At 70.5% G+C, this 18,486-nt stretch carries 19 protein-coding genes; 6 read left to right on the top strand and 13 right to left on the bottom strand.

The window, feature by feature from the left end:
- Together LY40_RS00620 and LY40_RS00615 are read right to left on the bottom strand one after the other, a co-directional pair.
- A partial coding sequence (locus LY40_RS00620; protein WP_258935587.1) for a Gfo/Idh/MocA family protein occupies positions 1 to 1,009 on the bottom strand: 1,009 nt, incomplete at its 3' end.
- A gap of 211 nt (positions 1,010 to 1,220) precedes the next feature.
- A complete protein-coding gene (locus LY40_RS00615; protein WP_183783497.1) occupies positions 1,221 to 1,694 on the bottom strand; it encodes a small multi-drug export protein in 474 nt (157 codons plus the stop codon).
- Positions 1,695 to 1,852: 158 nt separating this feature from the next.
- Between LY40_RS00615 and LY40_RS00610 the strand changes: the two genes are divergently transcribed.
- The gene (locus LY40_RS00610; RefSeq protein WP_258935586.1) at positions 1,853 to 2,419 is read left to right on the top strand and encodes a TetR/AcrR family transcriptional regulator; all 567 of its coding nucleotides are present in this window, start codon (positions 1,853 to 1,855) and stop codon (positions 2,417 to 2,419) included.
- A 46-nt stretch (positions 2,420 to 2,465) separates the two neighbouring features.
- On the opposite strand, the gene LY40_RS00605 is transcribed toward LY40_RS00610, so the two are convergent.
- Entirely contained in the window at positions 2,466 to 3,965 is a 1,500-nt protein-coding gene (locus LY40_RS00605; protein ID WP_258935585.1) for an MFS transporter, read from the bottom strand.
- A gap of 101 nt (positions 3,966 to 4,066) precedes the next feature.
- Between LY40_RS00605 and LY40_RS00600 the strand changes: the two genes are divergently transcribed.
- A complete protein-coding gene (locus LY40_RS00600; protein WP_183783494.1) occupies positions 4,067 to 4,660 on the top strand; it encodes a TetR/AcrR family transcriptional regulator in 594 nt (197 codons plus the stop codon).
- 23 nt (positions 4,661 to 4,683) lie between these two features.
- On the opposite strand, the gene LY40_RS00595 is transcribed toward LY40_RS00600, so the two are convergent.
- The 5 genes from LY40_RS00595 to LY40_RS00575 all read right to left on the bottom strand — a co-directional run bounded on the left by LY40_RS00595 (position 4,684) and on the right by LY40_RS00575 (position 7,478).
- Positions 4,684 to 4,866: a hypothetical protein gene (locus LY40_RS00595; protein WP_183783493.1), complete on the bottom strand. Its 183-nt coding sequence runs from the start codon at positions 4,864 to 4,866 to the stop codon at positions 4,684 to 4,686.
- A 24-nt stretch (positions 4,867 to 4,890) separates the two neighbouring features.
- Complete coding sequence (locus LY40_RS00590; RefSeq protein WP_183783492.1) at positions 4,891 to 5,970, bottom strand: Rv2629 family ribosome hibernation factor; 1,080 nt, start codon at positions 5,968 to 5,970, stop codon at positions 4,891 to 4,893.
- 14 nt (positions 5,971 to 5,984) lie between these two features.
- On the bottom strand, positions 5,985 to 6,365 hold the full coding sequence (locus LY40_RS00585) for a hypothetical protein (RefSeq protein WP_183783491.1): 381 nt from the start codon (positions 6,363 to 6,365) through the stop codon (positions 5,985 to 5,987).
- Positions 6,366 to 6,583: 218 nt separating this feature from the next.
- Entirely contained in the window at positions 6,584 to 6,814 is a 231-nt protein-coding gene (locus tag LY40_RS00580) for a hypothetical protein (RefSeq protein ID WP_258935584.1), read from the bottom strand.
- A 220-nt stretch (positions 6,815 to 7,034) separates the two neighbouring features.
- On the bottom strand, positions 7,035 to 7,478 hold the full coding sequence (locus LY40_RS00575; RefSeq protein WP_183783489.1) for a DUF4383 domain-containing protein: 444 nt from the start codon (positions 7,476 to 7,478) through the stop codon (positions 7,035 to 7,037).
- Positions 7,479 to 7,613: 135 nt separating this feature from the next.
- Here LY40_RS00575 and LY40_RS00570 point away from each other — a divergent pair, with 135 nt between their 5' ends.
- Positions 7,614 to 9,005 carry a cytochrome P450 gene (locus tag LY40_RS00570; protein ID WP_183783488.1) on the top strand — a complete coding sequence of 464 codons (1,392 nt, stop codon included), beginning with the start codon at positions 7,614 to 7,616 and terminating at the stop codon, positions 9,003 to 9,005.
- Positions 9,006 to 9,063: 58 nt separating this feature from the next.
- Here the strand turns inward: LY40_RS00570 and LY40_RS00565 are convergent, their stop codons facing one another.
- The 5 genes from LY40_RS00565 to LY40_RS00545 all read right to left on the bottom strand — a co-directional run bounded on the left by LY40_RS00565 (position 9,064) and on the right by LY40_RS00545 (position 15,187).
- Positions 9,064 to 10,197 carry an ABC transporter permease gene (locus tag LY40_RS00565; protein WP_183783486.1) on the bottom strand — a complete coding sequence of 378 codons (1,134 nt, stop codon included), beginning with the start codon at positions 10,195 to 10,197 and terminating at the stop codon, positions 9,064 to 9,066.
- Positions 10,197 to 11,102, bottom strand: a complete 906-nt coding sequence (locus tag LY40_RS00560; protein WP_258935583.1) for an ABC transporter ATP-binding protein — start codon at positions 11,100 to 11,102, stop codon at positions 10,197 to 10,199. The genes LY40_RS00565 and LY40_RS00560 overlap by 1 nt, the downstream gene beginning before the upstream one ends.
- Before the next feature lie 107 nt (positions 11,103 to 11,209).
- Positions 11,210 to 11,887, bottom strand: a complete 678-nt coding sequence (locus tag LY40_RS00555) for a response regulator (protein WP_183783482.1) — start codon at positions 11,885 to 11,887, stop codon at positions 11,210 to 11,212.
- Positions 11,884 to 13,296: a sensor histidine kinase gene (locus LY40_RS00550; protein WP_228726027.1), complete on the bottom strand. Its 1,413-nt coding sequence runs from the start codon at positions 13,294 to 13,296 to the stop codon at positions 11,884 to 11,886. Before LY40_RS00550 ends, LY40_RS00555 begins: the two co-directional genes overlap by 4 nt.
- A 46-nt stretch (positions 13,297 to 13,342) precedes the next feature.
- Positions 13,343 to 15,187 (bottom strand): MFS transporter, encoded by a 1,845-nt coding sequence (locus LY40_RS00545; protein WP_258935582.1) that lies wholly within the window; start codon positions 15,185 to 15,187, stop codon positions 13,343 to 13,345.
- A gap of 105 nt (positions 15,188 to 15,292) precedes the next feature.
- Here LY40_RS00545 and LY40_RS00540 point away from each other — a divergent pair, with 105 nt between their 5' ends.
- The 3 genes from LY40_RS00540 to LY40_RS00530 all read left to right on the top strand — a co-directional run bounded on the left by LY40_RS00540 (position 15,293) and on the right by LY40_RS00530 (position 18,415).
- On the top strand, positions 15,293 to 15,997 hold the full coding sequence (locus LY40_RS00540) for a TetR/AcrR family transcriptional regulator (protein ID WP_258935581.1): 705 nt from the start codon (positions 15,293 to 15,295) through the stop codon (positions 15,995 to 15,997).
- Positions 15,998 to 16,122: 125 nt separating this feature from the next.
- Positions 16,123 to 17,424, top strand: a complete 1,302-nt coding sequence (locus tag LY40_RS00535; RefSeq protein WP_258935580.1) for a cytochrome P450 — start codon at positions 16,123 to 16,125, stop codon at positions 17,422 to 17,424.
- 118 nt (positions 17,425 to 17,542) lie between these two features.
- Positions 17,543 to 18,415: an SDR family oxidoreductase gene (locus tag LY40_RS00530; protein ID WP_258935579.1), complete on the top strand. Its 873-nt coding sequence runs from the start codon at positions 17,543 to 17,545 to the stop codon at positions 18,413 to 18,415.
- Positions 18,416 to 18,486 lie beyond the last annotated feature (71 nt).

The following is an 18,486-nucleotide window of genomic DNA, read 5'->3' as shown; positions in this document are numbered from 1 at the left end:
TGTGGGCGCGTTCGACGAGTTCGAGGACCTCGACCGCCTCATGCGGGTCGACCGGCACCTCGCCCGTGCCGGCAATGGCCTCGGCGAGCCGGCGGTAGAACTCGCCGTAGTCCCCACGCCGCGGCTCGACCCGCCGCGACTCGTCCCGCGTACCGACCGTGGCCCACTGCCCCTCGGCGCGAACCCCAAGCCCGGCATCGCCCGGCCTGGCACCCCCACGCAGCGCATCCTCCTGCGGATCCAACCCCCAGATCGTGAACCCGGCCCGCGACCCCGACACGTGAAACCGCGGCCCCGGCAACGGCGCAACCCCCGACATGATCAACCGTGACCGCGTGCCATTCGCGTGCCGCAACACCACCACCGAATCGTCATCAGCGGCATCCGATCCCCGCGTGGTCACATCAGCCCACAGATCCTCGACCGGCCCGAACAGCCGCACCGCCTGATCGATCAAATGCGTACCCAGGTCGAACAGAATCCCGCCGCCCTCGGTAACACCCGCGCTCGCCTTCCAACCGCGGCCGCCCTCGGGCTTCCACCACTCGAACCGCGACTCGAAGCTGTAGACCTCGCCCAGCTCACCGGAGGCGACCAGCTCCCGCAACGTCAGGAAATCCCCATCCCACCGCCGGTTCTGATACACCGTCAGGATCCGGCCCGCCGCCCGCGCACGGTCGATCAACGCCCGGCCCTGCTCACTCGTCGTCGCGAACGGCTTGTCCACCACCACGTGCAAGCCCGCGTCCAACGCCTGCCCAGCGATGTCCGCATGCGACGCAGGCGGCGTCCCGACCACCACCAAATCCACATCCGAAGCCCGCTCCAGCAACGCAGCCACATCCGGCAACACCACCACCCCCGGATACGACTCCCGCGCCTCCCGCGCCCGCTCCCCATCCCCGGTCACAACGAAATCCAACGAAAACGCATCGTCATGATCCACAAACGGCGCGTGGAAGACGCGGCCCGCGAGTCCGAAACCGATGACGGCCGTACGTACGGTCATGTGCCCACCTTGCTGTTCTCGGGTGCTGCTGTCCTGGGATGTTGCTGTGCTCGGGTGCCGCTGCCCTGCCGCCGGCCGGTGGTCGACAGGGTCCGTCGGCGTCCCGACGCCGGCCGACGATGGTACGCCCGCACCACCGCGGACTCGCGCCACTGCCACGACGCCACCGCCACGGCGCAAGCGGCCGTGCTCATCGCTGCGTGGGGCACACTCAGGCGAAAAGGTTGACGCCGTAGACGGCGAGGATGCCGCACACCACGCCCCAGAGAATGATCGAGATGACCTGCCACAGGATCACCCGGTTCCGCGAGGCACCGAACGACACGATGAGTGCGGACGTGATCTGACTGGGCAGGACCATCTGGCCGAGCAAACTCACCCCGGCCACGCCGTACCTGTCGAACCGTTCCTTGAGCTTCTGCTTCCGCGGCGTCAGCGGGGCCTCTTCGCGGCCGGCCATGACACGGCCGCGTACCGCGTGCGCGCCGAACACGAACGCCAGCATCGAGACGACGTTGCCGCCGATCGCCACCGGGATCGCCACGAACGGCGACAGACCCGACAACACCCCGATGACCGATCCGAGGTACGACTCGACGAACGGAATCGCGCCGAGGGCCAGGATTCCCACCCAGTGGAGGAACCACGGAAGGGAAAGCGCCCACTCCTGCACACTGCTGATCATGTTTTCCCCTGATTCCTCTCATCCCCAGAAAATGCATCCGATCACCACCGGCGCAGTTATTAGTACACTGTACTAAAGTCAGCGGCACAATAGCACGAACCCGGCGTCGGAAACGGCGAAACCACCACGACAAGAACCACCACGACAAGAGGAGCGCCATGGGAGGCCACCGGCAGGGCATCGTGACCGCCGCCCGGGAGATCGCCGTCGAACAAGGCATGGCCGCCTTGAGTGTCCGCGCGGTGGCCGCTCGCGCCGGTGTCGGTGCGAGCACGTTGCGCTACTACTTCCCGACCCAACGCGACCTGTACGACGTCGTGACCGACGCGGTGTTCGACAGCAGACTCGGCGACCTTCGCATCCACGACACTCGCATCCCGGCGGTGGACCGGCTGGTCGAGTGCCTGCGGCAGTTCGTGACGCCCGCCGACGGCCTCGAACAGTGGGCGGCCACCGTGGCGGCGGTGGCCGGGCCGGATTCGACCCCCGATCGCCGCGCGCTGTGGGCATCGGCGGTCCGGCGCGCGCACGAACGCGTCACCGCATGGCTCGAGGTCCTCGCCGCGGAGGACGCACTCCGCAGCGGCGACCCCGCCAGGCACGCCCGGTTGCTGGTGCTCGGCATCGACGGCGGCTCGCTGTGGCTGCTCACCTCGGAAACGGCCGATCTGGAACAGGAGATCGACGAGATCCTCAGGGACCTAGCGGCGACGGTCCTGCGCTGACGCAACGGGGAGGGTGCCCACCGGGCGGCGGGCACCCTCCCCGCCGTCAGACGGAAACCGGCACGGCGGCGTCCGTGCGCGTGCGGCGCAGCAGGACCATGGCCTGCACGGCGGTCAGCACCAGCAGCACGGTGCCGGCCACGGCGCTGATCCGCATGCCCGCGACGAACGCCTCCCGCGCCGTGTCGAGCAACGCCTCGGCCTGCGCAGGCGGAAGTTGCTGCGCCGCGGCGACGGCGCCGCCGAGCGTCTCGCGGGCCGCCGCCGGCGTACCGGCGGGCACCCCGGAGTGGTAGATCGCCATGGCGACGCTGCCGAGCACCGCGGTCCCCAGCGCGCCACCGAGTTCGAACCCGGTCTCGGAGATCGCCGCCGCCGAACCGGCGCGCTCGGGCGGCGCGGTCGACACGATGAGGTCGTTCGTGAGCACCTCCGACAGCGGAACGCCGAATCCGACCAGTACGAGTGCCGACACGACCAGTCCCGGCCCTGCACCGCCGCCCAGCACGGCCACGAGTGCGAAGCCCACCGCGGCGAGCAGCAGTCCCGCGCCGATCAACCGCGGAACCGGGATGTGCCGGGCCAGTCGCGTCACCAGCAGCGACCCTGCGACACCTGCCGCCGTCATCGGCAGCATCCACAGCGCCGCGGTCAGGGGCGGCATCCCCAGCACGAGCTGAAGATACTGCGGGACCAGCAACAACAGCCCCGCCATCGCGAACACGCCCAGCATGTTGGTGCCGATCGACACGCTGAACTCGCGTTTGGCCAGCAGCTGCAGGTCGATCATCGGGTCGGTGAGCATCCGCTGCCGGTGCACGAACGCCGCGCCGATCGCGATCCCCAACCCGATCGCGGCGAGGGGCGCAAGCCCGATCCCGTGCTTGGCAAGGTCCTTGATCCCGTAGACCACGGGCAGCACGGTGGCCAGTGAGAGCGCCGCCGAGAGCAGGTCGAACCGGCCCGGCGCAGGGTCTGCCGCCTCGGGCAGCAGCAGTGGTCCGACGACGAGCAACACGACCATCACCGGCACGTTCACGAGGAACACCGAGCCCCACCAGAAGTGCTCGAGCAGCCAGCCGCCCGCCACCGGCCCCAGCGCCATACCGCCCGAGAAGCCCGATCCCCACACCGCGATCGCCAGCCTGCGCTGCGCCGGGTCGGTGAAGATCGTGCGGATGAGCGAGAGCGTCGACGGCATCAGCGTCGCGCCGCCCACGCCGAGCAGCGCCCGCGCGGCGATCAGCATCGCCGGACTGGCCGCGAACGCCGCGAGCACCGACGCCGCACCGAACACTGCAGCGCCCGCCAACAGGAGCTTGCGCCTGCCGATCCGATCGCCCACCGATCCCATCAACACGAGCAGACCGGCGAGCACGAACGAGTAGATGTCCACGATCCACAGCTGTTCGGCACCCGTGGGGGCGAGGTCCTCACTCAGGTACGGCAGTGCGAATCCGAGCACCGTCATGTCCACGCTGATCAGCAGCACCGGCAGCACCAGCACGCCGAGTGCGACCCAATCGCGCGTTCCCGCCCTGTCCACGTCTCCTCCAGTTTCTGAACCGTCCAGCCGGTACAGTTTGCCGGCCAATCCGAAAGTAGACCGTCTGGACGGTTCAGTCAAGGGCGGTAGAGTGGCCGGCCATGGGACGACCATCCGCACGCGAACAGGTCCTCGACGCCTACGAGGACCTGCTGATCGAGAAGGGCCTGGCCGCCGTCACGCTGGACGCCGTCGCGGCGAGGGCGGACGTGTCGAAGGGCGGGCTGCTCTACCACTTCAAATCGAAGGAAGCCCTCCTCGACGGCCTCATCGACCGACTCCTCGACCGCACCCGCCGGGACATGGAACACGCGAGGAACGCCCCCGAGGGCATGGTGCGGTACCTGCTCAGCACGTCAGTGACCGACGCCGACATGGCCAAGCCGGCCCACCGGACGTCCGTGGCAGCCCTCCGCCTGCTCGGCAGCGAACCGAAAGCCGACGAAGCCCTCGCCACCTCGTTTCGCATGTGGACGGACCTGGCCCACGAATACGTCGACGACCCGCTGACCGCCGAGCTGATCGGCCTGATCGGGGACGGGCTCTACCTGCGCGCCACCCTCATGGGCCGCGACATGCGTACACCCGTCCTCGACGAGCTCCCCGAGGTGTTCCGCCGCCTCGGGATCACCGACAGCCGCGTCACAGGCGGCCAGGAAGGCGACACCGGAGACGAAGACTCCGCAGGGCGCTGAACCACGGCCGAGTCACACCCGGCTCACTCGGGCTCGTCCTCGGTGCGCGGCGACCATCCCGCGACGTCGGGATCGTCATCGGCGGGCGGCTCCGGGTCCCTGGGCTCGTCCGCCCGCGACGGCCGGTTTCCCCGCAGCGCACCTTCCAGCTCCTGTTCGAGCTGGTCGTCCACCCACGGCGCGTGCTGATCACTCTCGCGTTTCATTCGGATCCCTCCGCCCCGGACGGCTCAGTAACGCAACAGCGCCCCGACCCCGTCCGGCAGCTCGACACCGTCGACCACCAGCACGTCCGCCCCCGCCGCGATCGCCGCGGCGGGCAGCGCCTCGTCCGCGCGGTGCTCGCTGACGTCCTGTTCCGACAGCCCGTCCTCGGCCGTCGCGACCCGCAGCAGGTCCTCGCCCCACAGCACGGTGCCGTCGCCGAGCCCGCCGCGGTCCACCAGCAATGTGGCGACCCGGCCGTCCCGCAGCGCCGCGGTCACCGCACGCAGCCCGGATGCCCCTTCGTCCCTGCCCGCGGCGGCCCGGTACCGCTGCACGATGTCGTCACGGTCCTCGGCCTGCTGCCGCGCGACCAGCTCGTCGAGCCACGCGTCGTACTCGTCCAGATCCGGTTCCCCCTCGGCAGGCCCCGCGTTCAGCTCGACCGCGATCTCCGCACACCGCGGCGAGAGCTCGTCGCGCAACGCCGACCGTGTCTGTGCCTCTCCGCCGATCGCGACCAGGCGCGCGCTCACCTTCTGTGCCAACAGATCCGCCTCGTCGGCCATGTCACGGGCGTTGCGTTTCACCGACTCCTCGGCGTACTGCTGGATCCGCCGATGCGACCAGCCACCCCCGCGAGGCTTGTGCACGTGGTAGTCCTCACCGCTGACGTCCTCCGTCGCGACCGGTTCCCCGCTGTGGTCGACCGCCTTCAGCCGCGCCTCCGTGCGGTCGGCGATCACGGCCACGTACGGCACGGGCCGGTCCATCGTCGCCAGCAGCGGCAGCAGGTAGGGCACCTCCGACCTGCGTGCCACCGTCTGCGGCGGCGACGGCAGCCACTCGTCGACGAGCAGGTCCCCGCCCGCGCCGATCAACGCTCTGCCCGCGGTACCGACCGGTGGCTCGCCGCCGGAGACCGCACGGTTCATCGCGTCCACCGTGGCTTGATCTGCGCCCTGCTCGGTCAACTGTTCGCGCACCGAACGCCACTGCAACCGGATCCGGTCGGCTGCGTCCTCGGTGTCGTGGGACGCGTCGAAGTACGCGCACGCGAACGGGCCCTCGGCGGCCAGTACGTCCTGCAGTTCGTTCCTGCGCATCGTCCCTCCTCGCGTCACTCGGGCGGCCGGGGTGCGCGGATCGCGTCCGCCACCGAGCCGCCCGCCTTGTCGGCCTCCTCACCGCGTTCGGTGTCGAGACCGCGCGGCAGGTCCGGTTCCTGTTCGGGAGGAGGTGGCGTGGGCGTGTCCGGTTGTTCCTCGGCCAGCCGCTCGTCCAGCGGTTCGCCCTCGCGCTGCTCGGACGGCGTGGTCCCCCAGCGGTCGACACCGGACCACCGTTCGGGCGGTTCGACGCCGCCCTCCAGCGGGTCCTGCTGCAATCGGTCCTCGTCGAGGTCCTCGGCACTGCCCAGGGCGGCCGGGTCCTGCTCGACGCTGTCGGGTGCACCGGTGTCCTGCGGCGGAGTCGCCGCGTCGAACTGATCGTGCTGCATCGGGCGCTCCTTTCGTGGCCGCCGCTGCAGGAGGGCTCCCTCAGCGTTGCCCGAGCTACGACCGGGTAAACGCGCGTGCCGGGCGCCGCGTTCGCGCTCCGGCCCCGGCGCACGGCGTGGTTCCGGCCTCGGCCGCGGTGGCCGTGGCATCCCGGACGATCCGGCTGCCGGCGACCACCGCGTGCACCCGTGCCGGAGCGCGAGCGCGGCCCGGTTCGTCAGGACGACAATCGCTTCCGCAGCAGTTCCTTGCCCTGCTCGGCGCCCTTGCGGCTGTCGGCCTGCGCCTTGCGGAAGAACTCGGCGAGCTCGGAGTCACCGTCCCGCTCGGCGTCGCCGACGTAAGTCTCCAGTCGCAGCGCGTTGCTCAGGCACGCCTCGACGTACCAGATGATGTTGTAGGTCTTGTCCTTCGTCCCGGTCACATGACCGCTCTCGGGCGTCGTCATCTCCTCCTCCTTCCAGAGGGGCCGTCCGGAGGGCCGGCCGGCATCGTCACCGCCGCGTCACCCCCGGTTCGTGTTCGCCGGCTCCCGCCGGTTTCCCAACGAGGCCGCGAACTAACAGGCCGCGGCGTCCCATCTCGGGGGCGAGGCGTGATGTGACTCGCAGGCCGCGTCCGTCCCACCGCCGGCAACCACCACTGTGGACAGTGCCCGAGGTGGTGGCTCAGTCGTTCCGGTGTTCACCGGGAGCAACGGTGTCCCGCACGGGATACCGCGACATCCCGATCGCCAGTCCCAGCAACGCCGTCACCAGATGCGCGACGTTGTCGGCCCAGGAGAGCGGGAACACCTGTCCCACGTCGGCCGGATCCGCTGCGATCGCCGCGGGTACGCCGTAGGCCACCAGCGCGGTGAAACCGACGAACAGGAACCAGCCGAGCGCCGTGGCCGACGCACGTGGATGCAACGCGGTGAGGCACAACACCCCGACCGCTGCGCGAACGACGTCGAGCAGTGCCCCCGAACTGAAGACCAGCACTCTGCCGGGACCGCTCACCAGACCCGCCACACCGAGGACGAGGTAGCAGGCACCGATGACGCAGACGAGGGTCCGCGCCCACCGGCCGGTGTGCGGCCGGCCCTTGTCCCACGCATCCCTGTCCGACATGTCCGACGTGTTCCCGACATCGCGTCAGGCAAACGCACGCCGCGCACCGCACCGCCCCGTGAGAGCTTCCGGCCAGCACCCGATCCTGCGCGACGAGGTCGATTCACGTCCGCTCCGTCTGGCAATCCCTGCGGCATGACGACTTCCGACCGATCCACGACGCCGACCACCACCCCCTCGGGCGGGGCGCTCCGTGCGGACGAACCGCACCCGACGTCGGATGCCGCCTCCCTCGCCGAGACGGCACGGGTCGCGGCGACGGTCCTGGCCCCGACGATCGGCGCGGGACCGATCACGCGCCGTCCCGCGGTGATGCAGCTGGCCGAACGGTTCGAACTCGACCGCCGCGCGATCACCACACTGCGTGCGCTCCGCCGCGCCCACCACGGCCGCCCGGTGCGGTTGCGGTTGCCGGGGCGTTCGGTCACCGTGCTCCTCGATCACGCCGACGTCGGCCACCTGCTCACGGATGCGCCGGTGCCGTTCAGCCCGGCGACACTGGAGAAGCGAGCCGCACTGAGCCGGTTCCAGCCCCACGGCGTGCTCATCTCGGAGGGCCCGCGCCGGCAGCGGCGACGCGACGCCAACGAGCACGCACTCGAACCGGGACGAGGACTGCACCACCTGGCGGGCGAGTGGGCGGGCCCGATCGGCACGGGTGCCGACGAACTGCCGTCCGGCATCGGCTGGGCGGACTTCTCCGCACTGTGGTGGCGGATCGTCCGGCAGCTCACGCTCGGCGGCGACACCGCAGCCGACCGGGAGGTCACGGATCTGCTCGGCCGGCTAAGGCAGGACGCCAACTGGGCCTATCTACTGCCGAAACAGCGGCGACTCCGGGACCGGTTCCTCGGGCTGGTCCGGCAGCAGGCCGGTCTGGACCGGCGGGGCAGTCTCGTCGCCGCACTCAACGCGGTCGCCGCGGACGCGGAACCGGACGACTCCGGGGTGGACGATACGACCGGGCAGGTGCCCCATTGGTTGTTCGCCTTCGACGCCGCGGGCATCGCCACGTTCCGTGCGCTGGCGCTGATCGCGACCCATCCCGGCGCACACGCCCGCGCACGCGAGGAGGCCGACCAGGGCGACGTCGGTGAGGTGCGGCAGCTGCCGTTCCTGCGCGCCTGTGTCCTCGAATCACTGCGGCTCTGGCCCACCACTCCCGCCCTGCTCCGCGAGGCACGCGCCGACACCGCATGGGGCGGGAAGGGGACCACGTTCCTGGCGTTCGCGCCACTGTTCCATCGCGACTCGGGACGGCTGCCCTACGCGGACCGATTCGAACCCGACATCTGGCTCGACGGCAGAGCACGGGCACAGCCCGCGCTCGTTCCGTTCAGCAGCGGTCCCGCGGCGTGCCCCGGCAGGGACGTCGTGTTGTTCACGACGGCCACCCTGCTCGCCGCGATCCTGCGCCGACGCGAGGTTCGGCTGACCGGCACGGGTGGCGCCCGGCTCGACCCGGGACGCCTTCCCGCCTCGCTCAACCACGTCGCGTTGACGTTCTCGGCCCGGCCTCGCCCGTGACGCGAACGGACCGGTCCCCGGCCGGCACTCGCCGACCGGGGACCGGTTGTCACAACCCCTAGTCCGAAGCGGACGACCAGGCACGCGAGAGCTTGACCTTGCCCCCGGTCTGGAGCAACGAACCCGTGTAGAGCCGGGTCGCCACGGCCGTGATCACGACGATCATGACGGCGATGAGTCCCAGCGACACGAACGGTTCCCAGAGCTGTGCCTCACCGGTGAACAGGCGCACCGGCATCGCGATGGCCGCCGAGAACGGCACGTACGACAGCACGGTCATCGCCGTCGCGTTGTCGGACAGCATGATCACCAGCATGTACGGGCCGAACACCAGTGCCATGACCAGGCCCATCGTCGAGCCCAGGTCCTCCTGACGGCTCACCAGCGATCCGGCGACCGCCCACATGGAGGCCAACAGCACGAACGCGAACACGAGGAACGGCACGTACCAGCCGAGCGCGGGCAGGATCACCTCGAGCAGCGCCTCGTTGCCGCCGGCCTGCAGTGCTATCGGAGCGGCGATGGCCAGCACGATCACCTGGCCGACGGTGAGCAGGGTGTGGCCCACGATCTTGCCCGCCAGCAGCGATTTCACCGGCAACGTCGACACCAGGATCTCGACGACCCTGGTCTGCTTCTCGGTGACGGCGCTCTGCGCGATCGCCGTCCCTCCCATGGCGAAGAGCATGAACACCAGCGCGAACGCCATGATGACGAGCTGCTTCTCGCCCTCGCTCACATCGCCCGGCTCGAGCAGGTTCACCGGCGGTGGCGAACCCAGCGAGGCCATGAGGTCGCTGGGCGGGTTCTCGAGCGCGACGACCTCGACCCCGGTCGCCGACTGGCCCGTCGTGTCCGGCACGACCGCCGCCTCGACCTCTTCGGTGCGGACGAGTTCCTCCGCGGCGGCGACGTCGTCGGTGCGCTCGACGTCGAAGGAGCCCGCTTCGAGCGTCTGCGCCACCTCGGTGCTGGTGACGGCGACCTTCGTGTCGCCGCCGCCGAGCACGTTCGGCAGGATCGACGCGGCGAACAGGCCGATGACGATCGCCGCGAGCCCGATCCAGAATCCCTTCATCTGCACGAACGCCTTGATCTCACGTTCCGCCACGAGCCACGTGGCCTGCATGAACGTCACGCCGCCACTGTCGTTGCGAGACTCGACGGAGGTCCGCTCCTCGACGCTGGTCATCAGATCGCCTCCTTGAAGATCTCGTTGAGCGACGGCACGACCGGCGTGAACGCCCGCACCTCGCCGCGGCGCATCGCCTCCTGCAGGATCCGCTGGTCCAGCGCTTCACCGCCGGCGCGGAAGCCCTCCGCCGAAGCGGGCTCGATGACCGCCTTCGGACCGTCCACACTGGTCACCTTGATGCCCGGAACGTCGCGCAGCCACCCGGCGTCCGACCCGACGACCAGCTCGTATCGCGGGGTGCCGTAGCGCTGCTTGAGCTCGTCCCGTTCGCCACTGGCCCTGATCTCTCCCCCGGAGATGATCACCAGGTCGTCGCACAGCTGCTCGACCACACTGAGCTGGTGACTCGAGAACAGCACCGGCGACCCATCGGCGGCACGCTGGCGCAGCACCCGCAGCACCGTGTCGACCGCGATCGGGTCCAGACCCGAGAACGGCTCGTCGAGGATCAGCAGATCCGGATCGTGCACCAGCGAAGCGGCGATCTGCGCGCGCTGCTGGTTGCCGAGCGAGAGCGCCTCGAGCTTGTCGTTGGCACGCGTGCCCAGGTCTAGCTCGTCGAGCAGACGCTCGGTGGTCGCCGCCGCCTTCGCCTGCGACATGCCGTGCAGCCTGCCGAACCACTGAATCTGGTCCGCGACCTTCATCTTCGGGTACAGGCCGCGTTCCTCCGGCATGTACCCGAACCGCTGCCGTACCGCCTGCGTGACCGGCTGTCCGTGCCACGTCACCGAGCCCGCGTCCGCCTTGAGGACCCCCAGAATGATCCGCATCGTGGTGGTCTTACCGGCGCCGTTGGCCCCCAGAAACCCCGTCATCCGGCCGGGCTTGACGTCGAACGACACCGAGTCGAGGACCCGGTGGTCGCCGAAGCTCCGGCTGACGCCATTCACCTTCAACATACGAGCAGACTAGGAGCACGGCACGGGCACGCGCGTCAGGCTGGCGATGTATCCCGGGCGTCAGCCTCCCGATGGACCCCGCTGCCGGACCAAGCCTGCTCGGCCGTTCACGCGATGCCCGGCGCGACGATCCCGTTCTCGTAGGCGAACACGACGGCGTGGGTCCGGTCCCGCAGATCAAGCTTCGTCAGGACCCGCGACACGTGGGTCTTCACCGTCGCCTCGCTGACGACGAACCGCTCGGCGATCTCCCCGTTGGAAGCCCCCCGCGCCAGCATGACCAGCACCTCGTACTCGCGTTCGGTCAGCACGTCGGGCCTGGTCGCCGGCAGCGGAGCCGCGTTCGGCGCGCTGAACCGGGCGATGACCCGCCGGGTGACCTCGGGCGACAGCAGCGCGTCGCCGCGGGCGACGATCCGCACCGACTCGACGAGGTCCTCCGGCGAGGCGTTCTTCAGCAGGAAACCGCTCGCGCCCGCCTGCAACGCCTCGAACAGGTAGTCCTCCCTGTCGAACGTCGTGAGGATGACGACTTTCGTCGGAGCTGGCGAGTCGGCCTGGTCGCCGAGGATGCGGCGCGTGGCCTCGAGGCCGTCCACCTCCGGCATCTGCACATCCATCAGGACGACGTCCGGGCGCAGCTCGCCGACCAGCCGGACGGCCTCGCGTCCGTCACCCGCCTCGCCGACGACCGACATGTCGGGCTCGGCTCCCAGGATGACCCGGAAGCCCGCCCGCACCAGATCCTGGTCATCCACCAGCACGACCCGCAACGACTCGGTCATCCGGTCTCCTCCTGCGTATGAGGGGACACCGGCCGCGGACCGAGCGGCATGCTCACCCACACCCGGTATCCCCGTCCGTTCTCCCGCGGACCCACCTCGACCTCGCCGCCGTGCACCGCGGCGCGCTCCCGCATCCCCGCCTGGCCGAGACCGCTGCCACCCGCCGACGACCGGCCGTAGCCGTCGTCGACGATCTCGACCTCGAGTGCGCTCGCCAGATACCGCACGCGCACGTCGACCTCCTCGGCGCCGGAGTGCTTGGCGACATTGGTCAGCCCCTCCTGCACGATGCGGTAGGCCGACAGCGCCACCGCGTCCGGCACCGGCCGCTGATCGCCGTACACGCCGTAGCGCGCCTCGATACCGGCGGCGTCCATTCTGGACACGAGTTCCGGAAGATCGCTCAGACCCGGGGATGCGGCGCGCAGGCCGGGGTCTCCCTCGCCGTCGCCGCTCCCGCCGGACACGTCGTGGCCGAGGGCGGCTTCGCCGGCACCCGCCGTGGCGTCGCCGTCGATCTCCGCGGGGTCCGGCTCCGACCGGAGCACGCCCAGCAGTCCGCGCAGCTCGCCGATCGCCGACCTGGCGGTCTCCTCGACCGTCTGCAACGCCTCACCGGCCAGCGCGGGGTCCCGATCGAGCGTGCGGCGCGCGGCACCCGCCTGGATTCCCATCACCGACACGCTGTGCGCCACGACGTCGTGCAGGTCCCGAGCGATCCGCACCCGCTCCGCGACGAGGGCTCCGCGCAGGTTCTCCTCCTGCGACCTGCGCAGCTGGTCGTTGCGTTCCTCCAGCTCGGCTCTGCGCCGCGCCGTCTCCCAGGCCATGTTTCCGAAGAAGTACGCGGCACCGAAGAACACGCCGTTGAACAACAGGGCGTACACGACCGAGGCGAGGACCGGGTCGAACGGCCCTGTCGAACCGGGGAAATCGGGAAAGTCCTCGGCCATCGCCGTGATGAAGGAGACGGCGAGCCACAGGAACATCGCGATGATCACCACGACTCGCGACCAGTGCGCGAGTCTGCGGTTGCGCTCCCACGCGCCCACGCTGTAGCTCGCGAGGAACACGCACACCGACGGCACGGTGTTGTCACCGATCTGGCGCGCCTGCGCGGCGATGAACACCGCGCCGACGACCAGCAGCACCGCGACGGGGAAACGCCGCCTCGCCACGAGCGGAAGCGACAGCGCCGTGCCCCAGACCAGTTGCTCCTGCAGGGACGGCGCGGTCCCGAAGGTCTGGGCACCCATGCCGTTGACCGCCAGCATCACGATGACCATTCCGGCGAACATGCCGGCGGTGATCGCCAGATCCGAGCGCTGGATCGAAGGGTCGGGGCGGGGCCTGCGCCACTCGCTCCACGCCGCTGCGCGGCGCATCACGCCGACATCGGTACGGGCCATGCCCGGTACCGTATCCCGATACCGGCCCGGCCGGAGGCGGTACGCGTCAACGGCTCCGCCGGACGAACACGGCGCGACCGACCGACCACACGGTGTCGAGCACGAAGATGAACGTCCAGATCCGGCCGGCGTTCAGCAGCCAGTGCCCCGAGGAGTTCCAGAAGTACTCCGCCTCGTGCGGCCACCCGATCACGGTTTCGACGGGCCAGCTGTAGCCAGCGATGGCCAGTGCGATCTGCGCGACGACGTACACCGCCGCGTGCACGCCCCACGCCTGCAACGGCGAGGCCTTCTCCCGGTGCCGTGTGGTTTCCGTGTCGTCGGTCATCACCGTCTCCGTTCCACTGTGCGACGTCGTGCCGGTAGGGGGTTCCGTACCGGCGGACTCCGGTTGGCGATCGGGCAGAGCGGCGGACACGGCCGACGTGCCGGTGGTCGACTCGGCCAGGGTTCTCGCCGTCGGCTCCCCCGGTGTCCCCGGCTCCGCTGTGGTGTCCGGCTCCGCTGTGGTGTCCGGCTCCGCTGTGGTGTCCGGCTCCGCTGTCCCCGACTCCGCTGGCGTCGCCGATCCCGGCTCCGCTGCTGTCGCCGGCTCCGGCGAGTCCTCGGTTGCCGCTCCGGGGCCGTCCGGCTGCTCCGCCGGGTCGCCTGTGTCGGAAGCCGTGGCAGGCCCCGCGGCACTCGGCGGGGGCACGGGCCGGTCGGTCACGCCGACCTTCCGCAGTGCGATGCGCATCAGGACCGCGGCCAGTACGAGCACGCCCGCGGCGAAACCGCACGCGAGCTGCCAGCCGCCGTCGACCTCGTAGAGGGCGCCTGCACTCACGGCGCCGGCCGTCGCGCCGAGGAGCACCGCGCTCTCGTACACCGCCATGCCGCGGCCCAGGCTGACGCCCGCCGCCTCGGCGACGGCAGCCTGCTCGACGGGGATCGCCGCCGCGAACGCCGCCGCAGCGAGGATCCACGCGCCAGCGATCACCCACGGGTTCGGCGCGAAGGCGAGCGTGCCCGCGAACACCGCGCTGCAGCTCAGCGCCACCGACACGACGGTCGTCCTGCCCAGGCGCGTCACCACGCCGTGCAGGTACTCGGGGATCGTGCTGTAGACGATGAATCCGGGCAGGAAGACGGCCGCGATCGCGCCGATGTCGAGGTCGTGCCCGCGCTGCAGGTGGAGCATCAGCAGCAGCGCCACACCCGTCTCGGCGACCGCGGTGAGGGCGACCACGCCGAGCAGCGGCCACAGGCGCCTGCCCAGCGCGCGGAACGCAGGCACCGGTTCCCTCGCCGCACTGCGCGGGGATCTGCGGCCGACCAGCACCACCGCTGCGCCGGCCGAGGCCGCGGCGCCGAGCCAGAACACGCCCGCGTAGTCGATCTGCGACACGGCGGTGAGTGCCACGACGAAGGCGATCCACGTGCCGGTGCCCTCCGCGGCGAACAACCGGGCGAAGGCGCTCGAATCGTCGGTGAGGCCCTCGGCGACCCGTGCCCGGAGCGCCACCCAGAACAGCGCGCCGCCGACGCCGCCGACGACCGCCGCGATCATCGCCATGGCCTGCCCGCCCGCCACCGCGTAGCCGGCGAAGGACAGGGCGTACAGCAGTGCACCGGCCGCGGCGACCCGGCCACGATCCGCCCGGTCGGCCATGGCGCCCGCGACGGGGCGTGCCAGCAGTGACACGAGCGTCTCGGTGGCCGTCAGCACGCCGATGGCCGCCGGGGACAGGCCCAGCACGCTCCCCGCCCACAACGGCAGCACGAAGTCCAGGACCTCGACGGGTCCGCGTGCCAGCCCCGCGGCGAGCTCGTTCTCGCGCGTGACACGGCTCCTGCCACCGGTCGACTGCCGACGCTCCTCGTCGCGCTGCGACGCGGCCCGTTGCGTCATGGTCTCCCCCACATCACGGTTTCGGATACGATCGTATCCGAAACGTGGGCTGCGCGAGACGTTCACCCACCCGCCACGATCGTGGGATCGACGGGGAGAGGACAGATGCCGAAAGTCGTCGACCGGGAGGCCCGCAGGCTCGCCGTCGCGGACGCGACGCTGCGACTGGCCGCCACGAACGGACTCGAAGCGGTGAGCATCCGTACCGTCGCGGCCGAGGCGGGAATGTCGCCGGGTGCCGTGCAGAAGTACTTCGCCACCAAGGACGAACTGCTGCTGTGCGCGCTGGACTTGTCCGACGAACGCCTCGTCGCACGATGGAACGCGCTGCCCGACGACGCTCCATTGACCGACTACCTGCGCCAGGTACTGCCGCTCGACGACAACACCCGCGCGGAGAACGCCCTGCTGTGGTCGTTCACCGCGCGAGCGGCCTACCTTCCGGAGTGGGCCGAGCGCATCGCCACGAGCTACGCCCAGCTGCACGAGCGGCTCGTCGCCTCCCTCGACGCGACTTCCACCGGGAAGACCTCCGGCGACACGACCAGCGGTGACACGGCGTGGCGGGACCCGGCAGCACCCGACACGGGCGCGACCGACGAGGCAGCCACGGCCGGCGACACGACCAGCACCGACACAGCGGCTCCGGCCATGGACACGGGAGAGCTGGCGCACGCGATCATCGCCCTGACCGACGGCTTCGCTCACCGGATGCTGCAGCACCCGCCCGGCGCCCCCGAGCTCGACACACTGCAGCGCGCCCTCGAATCCGCGATCGTCACGCTGGCCACCGCGAGCCGGCCCGACTGAGGCGCGAGCACGGGCGTCCGATTCCGACCCGCGCCGCGCGGTCGAAGCAGCCCCTTTCCCCGGTGGACCGTCGGGGGCAGACTGGAACGCGTACCTACTCGACAGTAGATTGCGGGAGGCCAACGGTGTCCGTCGCGAAGAAGGCCGTGCGCTGGGGCGTGACCCATGCGATTCCCCGCGTCGCGCTCCGCCGCGCCGCAGGAGAAGGGGATCTGCAGGCGAGACTGTTCACCGAATCGGCCGAGACGCCGACCAGGGGCCTGACCGGCCTGTTCGACGAGATCCACGGCCGCGGACCGGTCGTCCGGGGGAAGTACTCCTATCTGGTCTCGCGGCATTCCGTCGTCCGTGACGTGCTGACCTCGCAGGACGTTCGCGCCGGGATCGACCGGGTGGACGGCGTGCTCGGCAGGCTGAGCACCTGGTCGGCCTCGGATCACCTGCATCCGGTCGAGCCGCCGTCGATGCTGGCCACCGAGCCGCCCGAGCACACCCGCTACCGCAAGCTCGTGACCCGGGTGTTCACCGCCCGCGCGGTCGAGAACCTGCGCACACGCACCGAGGAGGTCGCCGCCGAGCTGCTCGACGCACTGGAGACCCGAGCGCGGGCCGGCGAGGAGGTCGACCTGGTCGAGACCTACTGCAGCCTGTTGCCGGTGACCGTGATCGCGGAGATCCTCGGCGTTCCCGATCACGAACGAGACAAGGTCCTCACCCTCGGCACCGCGGCCGCGCCGAGTCTCGACATGGGCATGCCGTGGCGACAGTTCCGCGACACCGACCGTGCGCTGACCGAGTTCGACGCATGGCTGGGTGATCATCTCGCCGCGCTGAAGGCGAACCCCGGCGACAACCTGCTGAGCAAGCTCGTCGCGGCACGCGAGGACGGCGTGGGTCTCGACGACAAGGAGCTGCGCGCGACGGCGGGCCTCGTCCTCGCGGCCGGGTTCGAGACGACCGTGAACCTGCTGGGCAACGGGATCGCACTGCTGCGTGAGCACCCGGAGCAGCTCGACAAGGCACGACAGGATCCGTCGTTGTGGCCCGGCGCGGTCGACGAGATCCTGCGGTTCGACCCGCCCGTACTGCTCACCGGCCGTACGACCGTCCGCGACACCGAGATCTCGGGCACGCGCGTCCGTGCCGGCGCGCTCGTGACGACGCTGTTGGCAGGGGCCAACCGAGACCCCGAGGTGTTCGACGATCCGCACACGTTCGACGTGACACGGCCGAACGCCCGCGAGCACATCGCGTTCTCCTCCGGCAGGCACTACTGCCTTGGCGCGGCACTGGCCCGTATGGAGGGCGAGGTCGGGTTGCGCGCCCTGTTCGAGCGTTTTCCCGACCTGCGACTGCGGCCGGGTGCCGAGCATCGGCCGACGCGGATCCTGCGGGGATACGAGAAGCTCCCGGCCCTGCTGACCTGAGGTTCCACCGCGCGCCACCCGTTCGGTCGATATTGACATGCATGGTTGTCAGTTGGATGCTGACCCTCGCCGACCAAGATCAGGTGTGGCATTCGCCGGTCAGCGCGAGGAGGCGCCGATGGGACAGGCACGCGGACGATTCGGCCGCCGGGAACGGACGGTCGCAGGCACGGTCGTCACGATCACCGGCGGCGCACGCGGCATCGGCGCCGCGACGGCGACGGCACTGGCCGAGACGGGCGCCACGGTCGCGATCGCGGACCTGGAACCGGCGGCACTGCCGGAACGGCTGCGGGACCACCCCCGGGTGCACTGCTGGCGGGTCGACGTCACCGACCCTGCCGCGTACACCCGATTCCTCGACGCCGTGGAGGACACGCTCGGACCGGCCGACGTGGTGATCAACAACGCGGGAATCATGCCGCTCGGCCGCATCGACGACGAACCCGACGAGGTCACCGCGAAACAGTTGGCGATCAACCTGCACGCGGTGATCCACGGCAGTCGTGAGGCCGTGCGGCGGATGCGTGCACGCGGCCGTGGCCACATCATCAACCTCGCGTCCGAGGCCGGCAAGATCGGCTTCGAGGGCGCGGCGACCTACTGCGCCACGAAACACGGCGTCGTCGGTTTCTCCGACGCCGTGCGCGCGGAACTGCACCGCACGGGTATCGACATATCGGTCGTCATGCCGTCGGTCGTGCGTACCGAACTGGCGACCGGTCTAGGCGAGTCGCGCGCAATCCGTGCGGTGACCCCGGAGGAGGTCGCGGCGGCCATCCTCGAGACGATCCGCAAGCCGCGGTTCGACGTCTACGTGCCGCGCGATCTGGTGGTGGCCAACGTCCTCGGCGCACTGCTGCCGCGACGGGCCTCCGACGCACTGTTGCGGGCATCCGGCGCGCATCGCGTGCTCGGCGCCGCCGACCACGCCGTCCGCAAGGAGTACGAGTCCCGCGCGGTCGGCGCGGCGCGGGACGTGGGCCACTAGTCCGGCCACGGCCGCACACCCATCACGCGGTCACGCCTGCATCCCGGTTCATCATCCATTGTGGACACCGT

Origin of the sequence: Prauserella salsuginis (assembly GCF_024648885.1) — a bacterium.
Lineage (GTDB): Bacteria > Actinomycetota > Actinomycetes > Mycobacteriales > Pseudonocardiaceae > Prauserella > Prauserella salsuginis.
The sequence above is the reverse complement of the archived record's forward strand: the minus strand, read 5'-3'. Positions and strand labels throughout refer to the sequence as shown.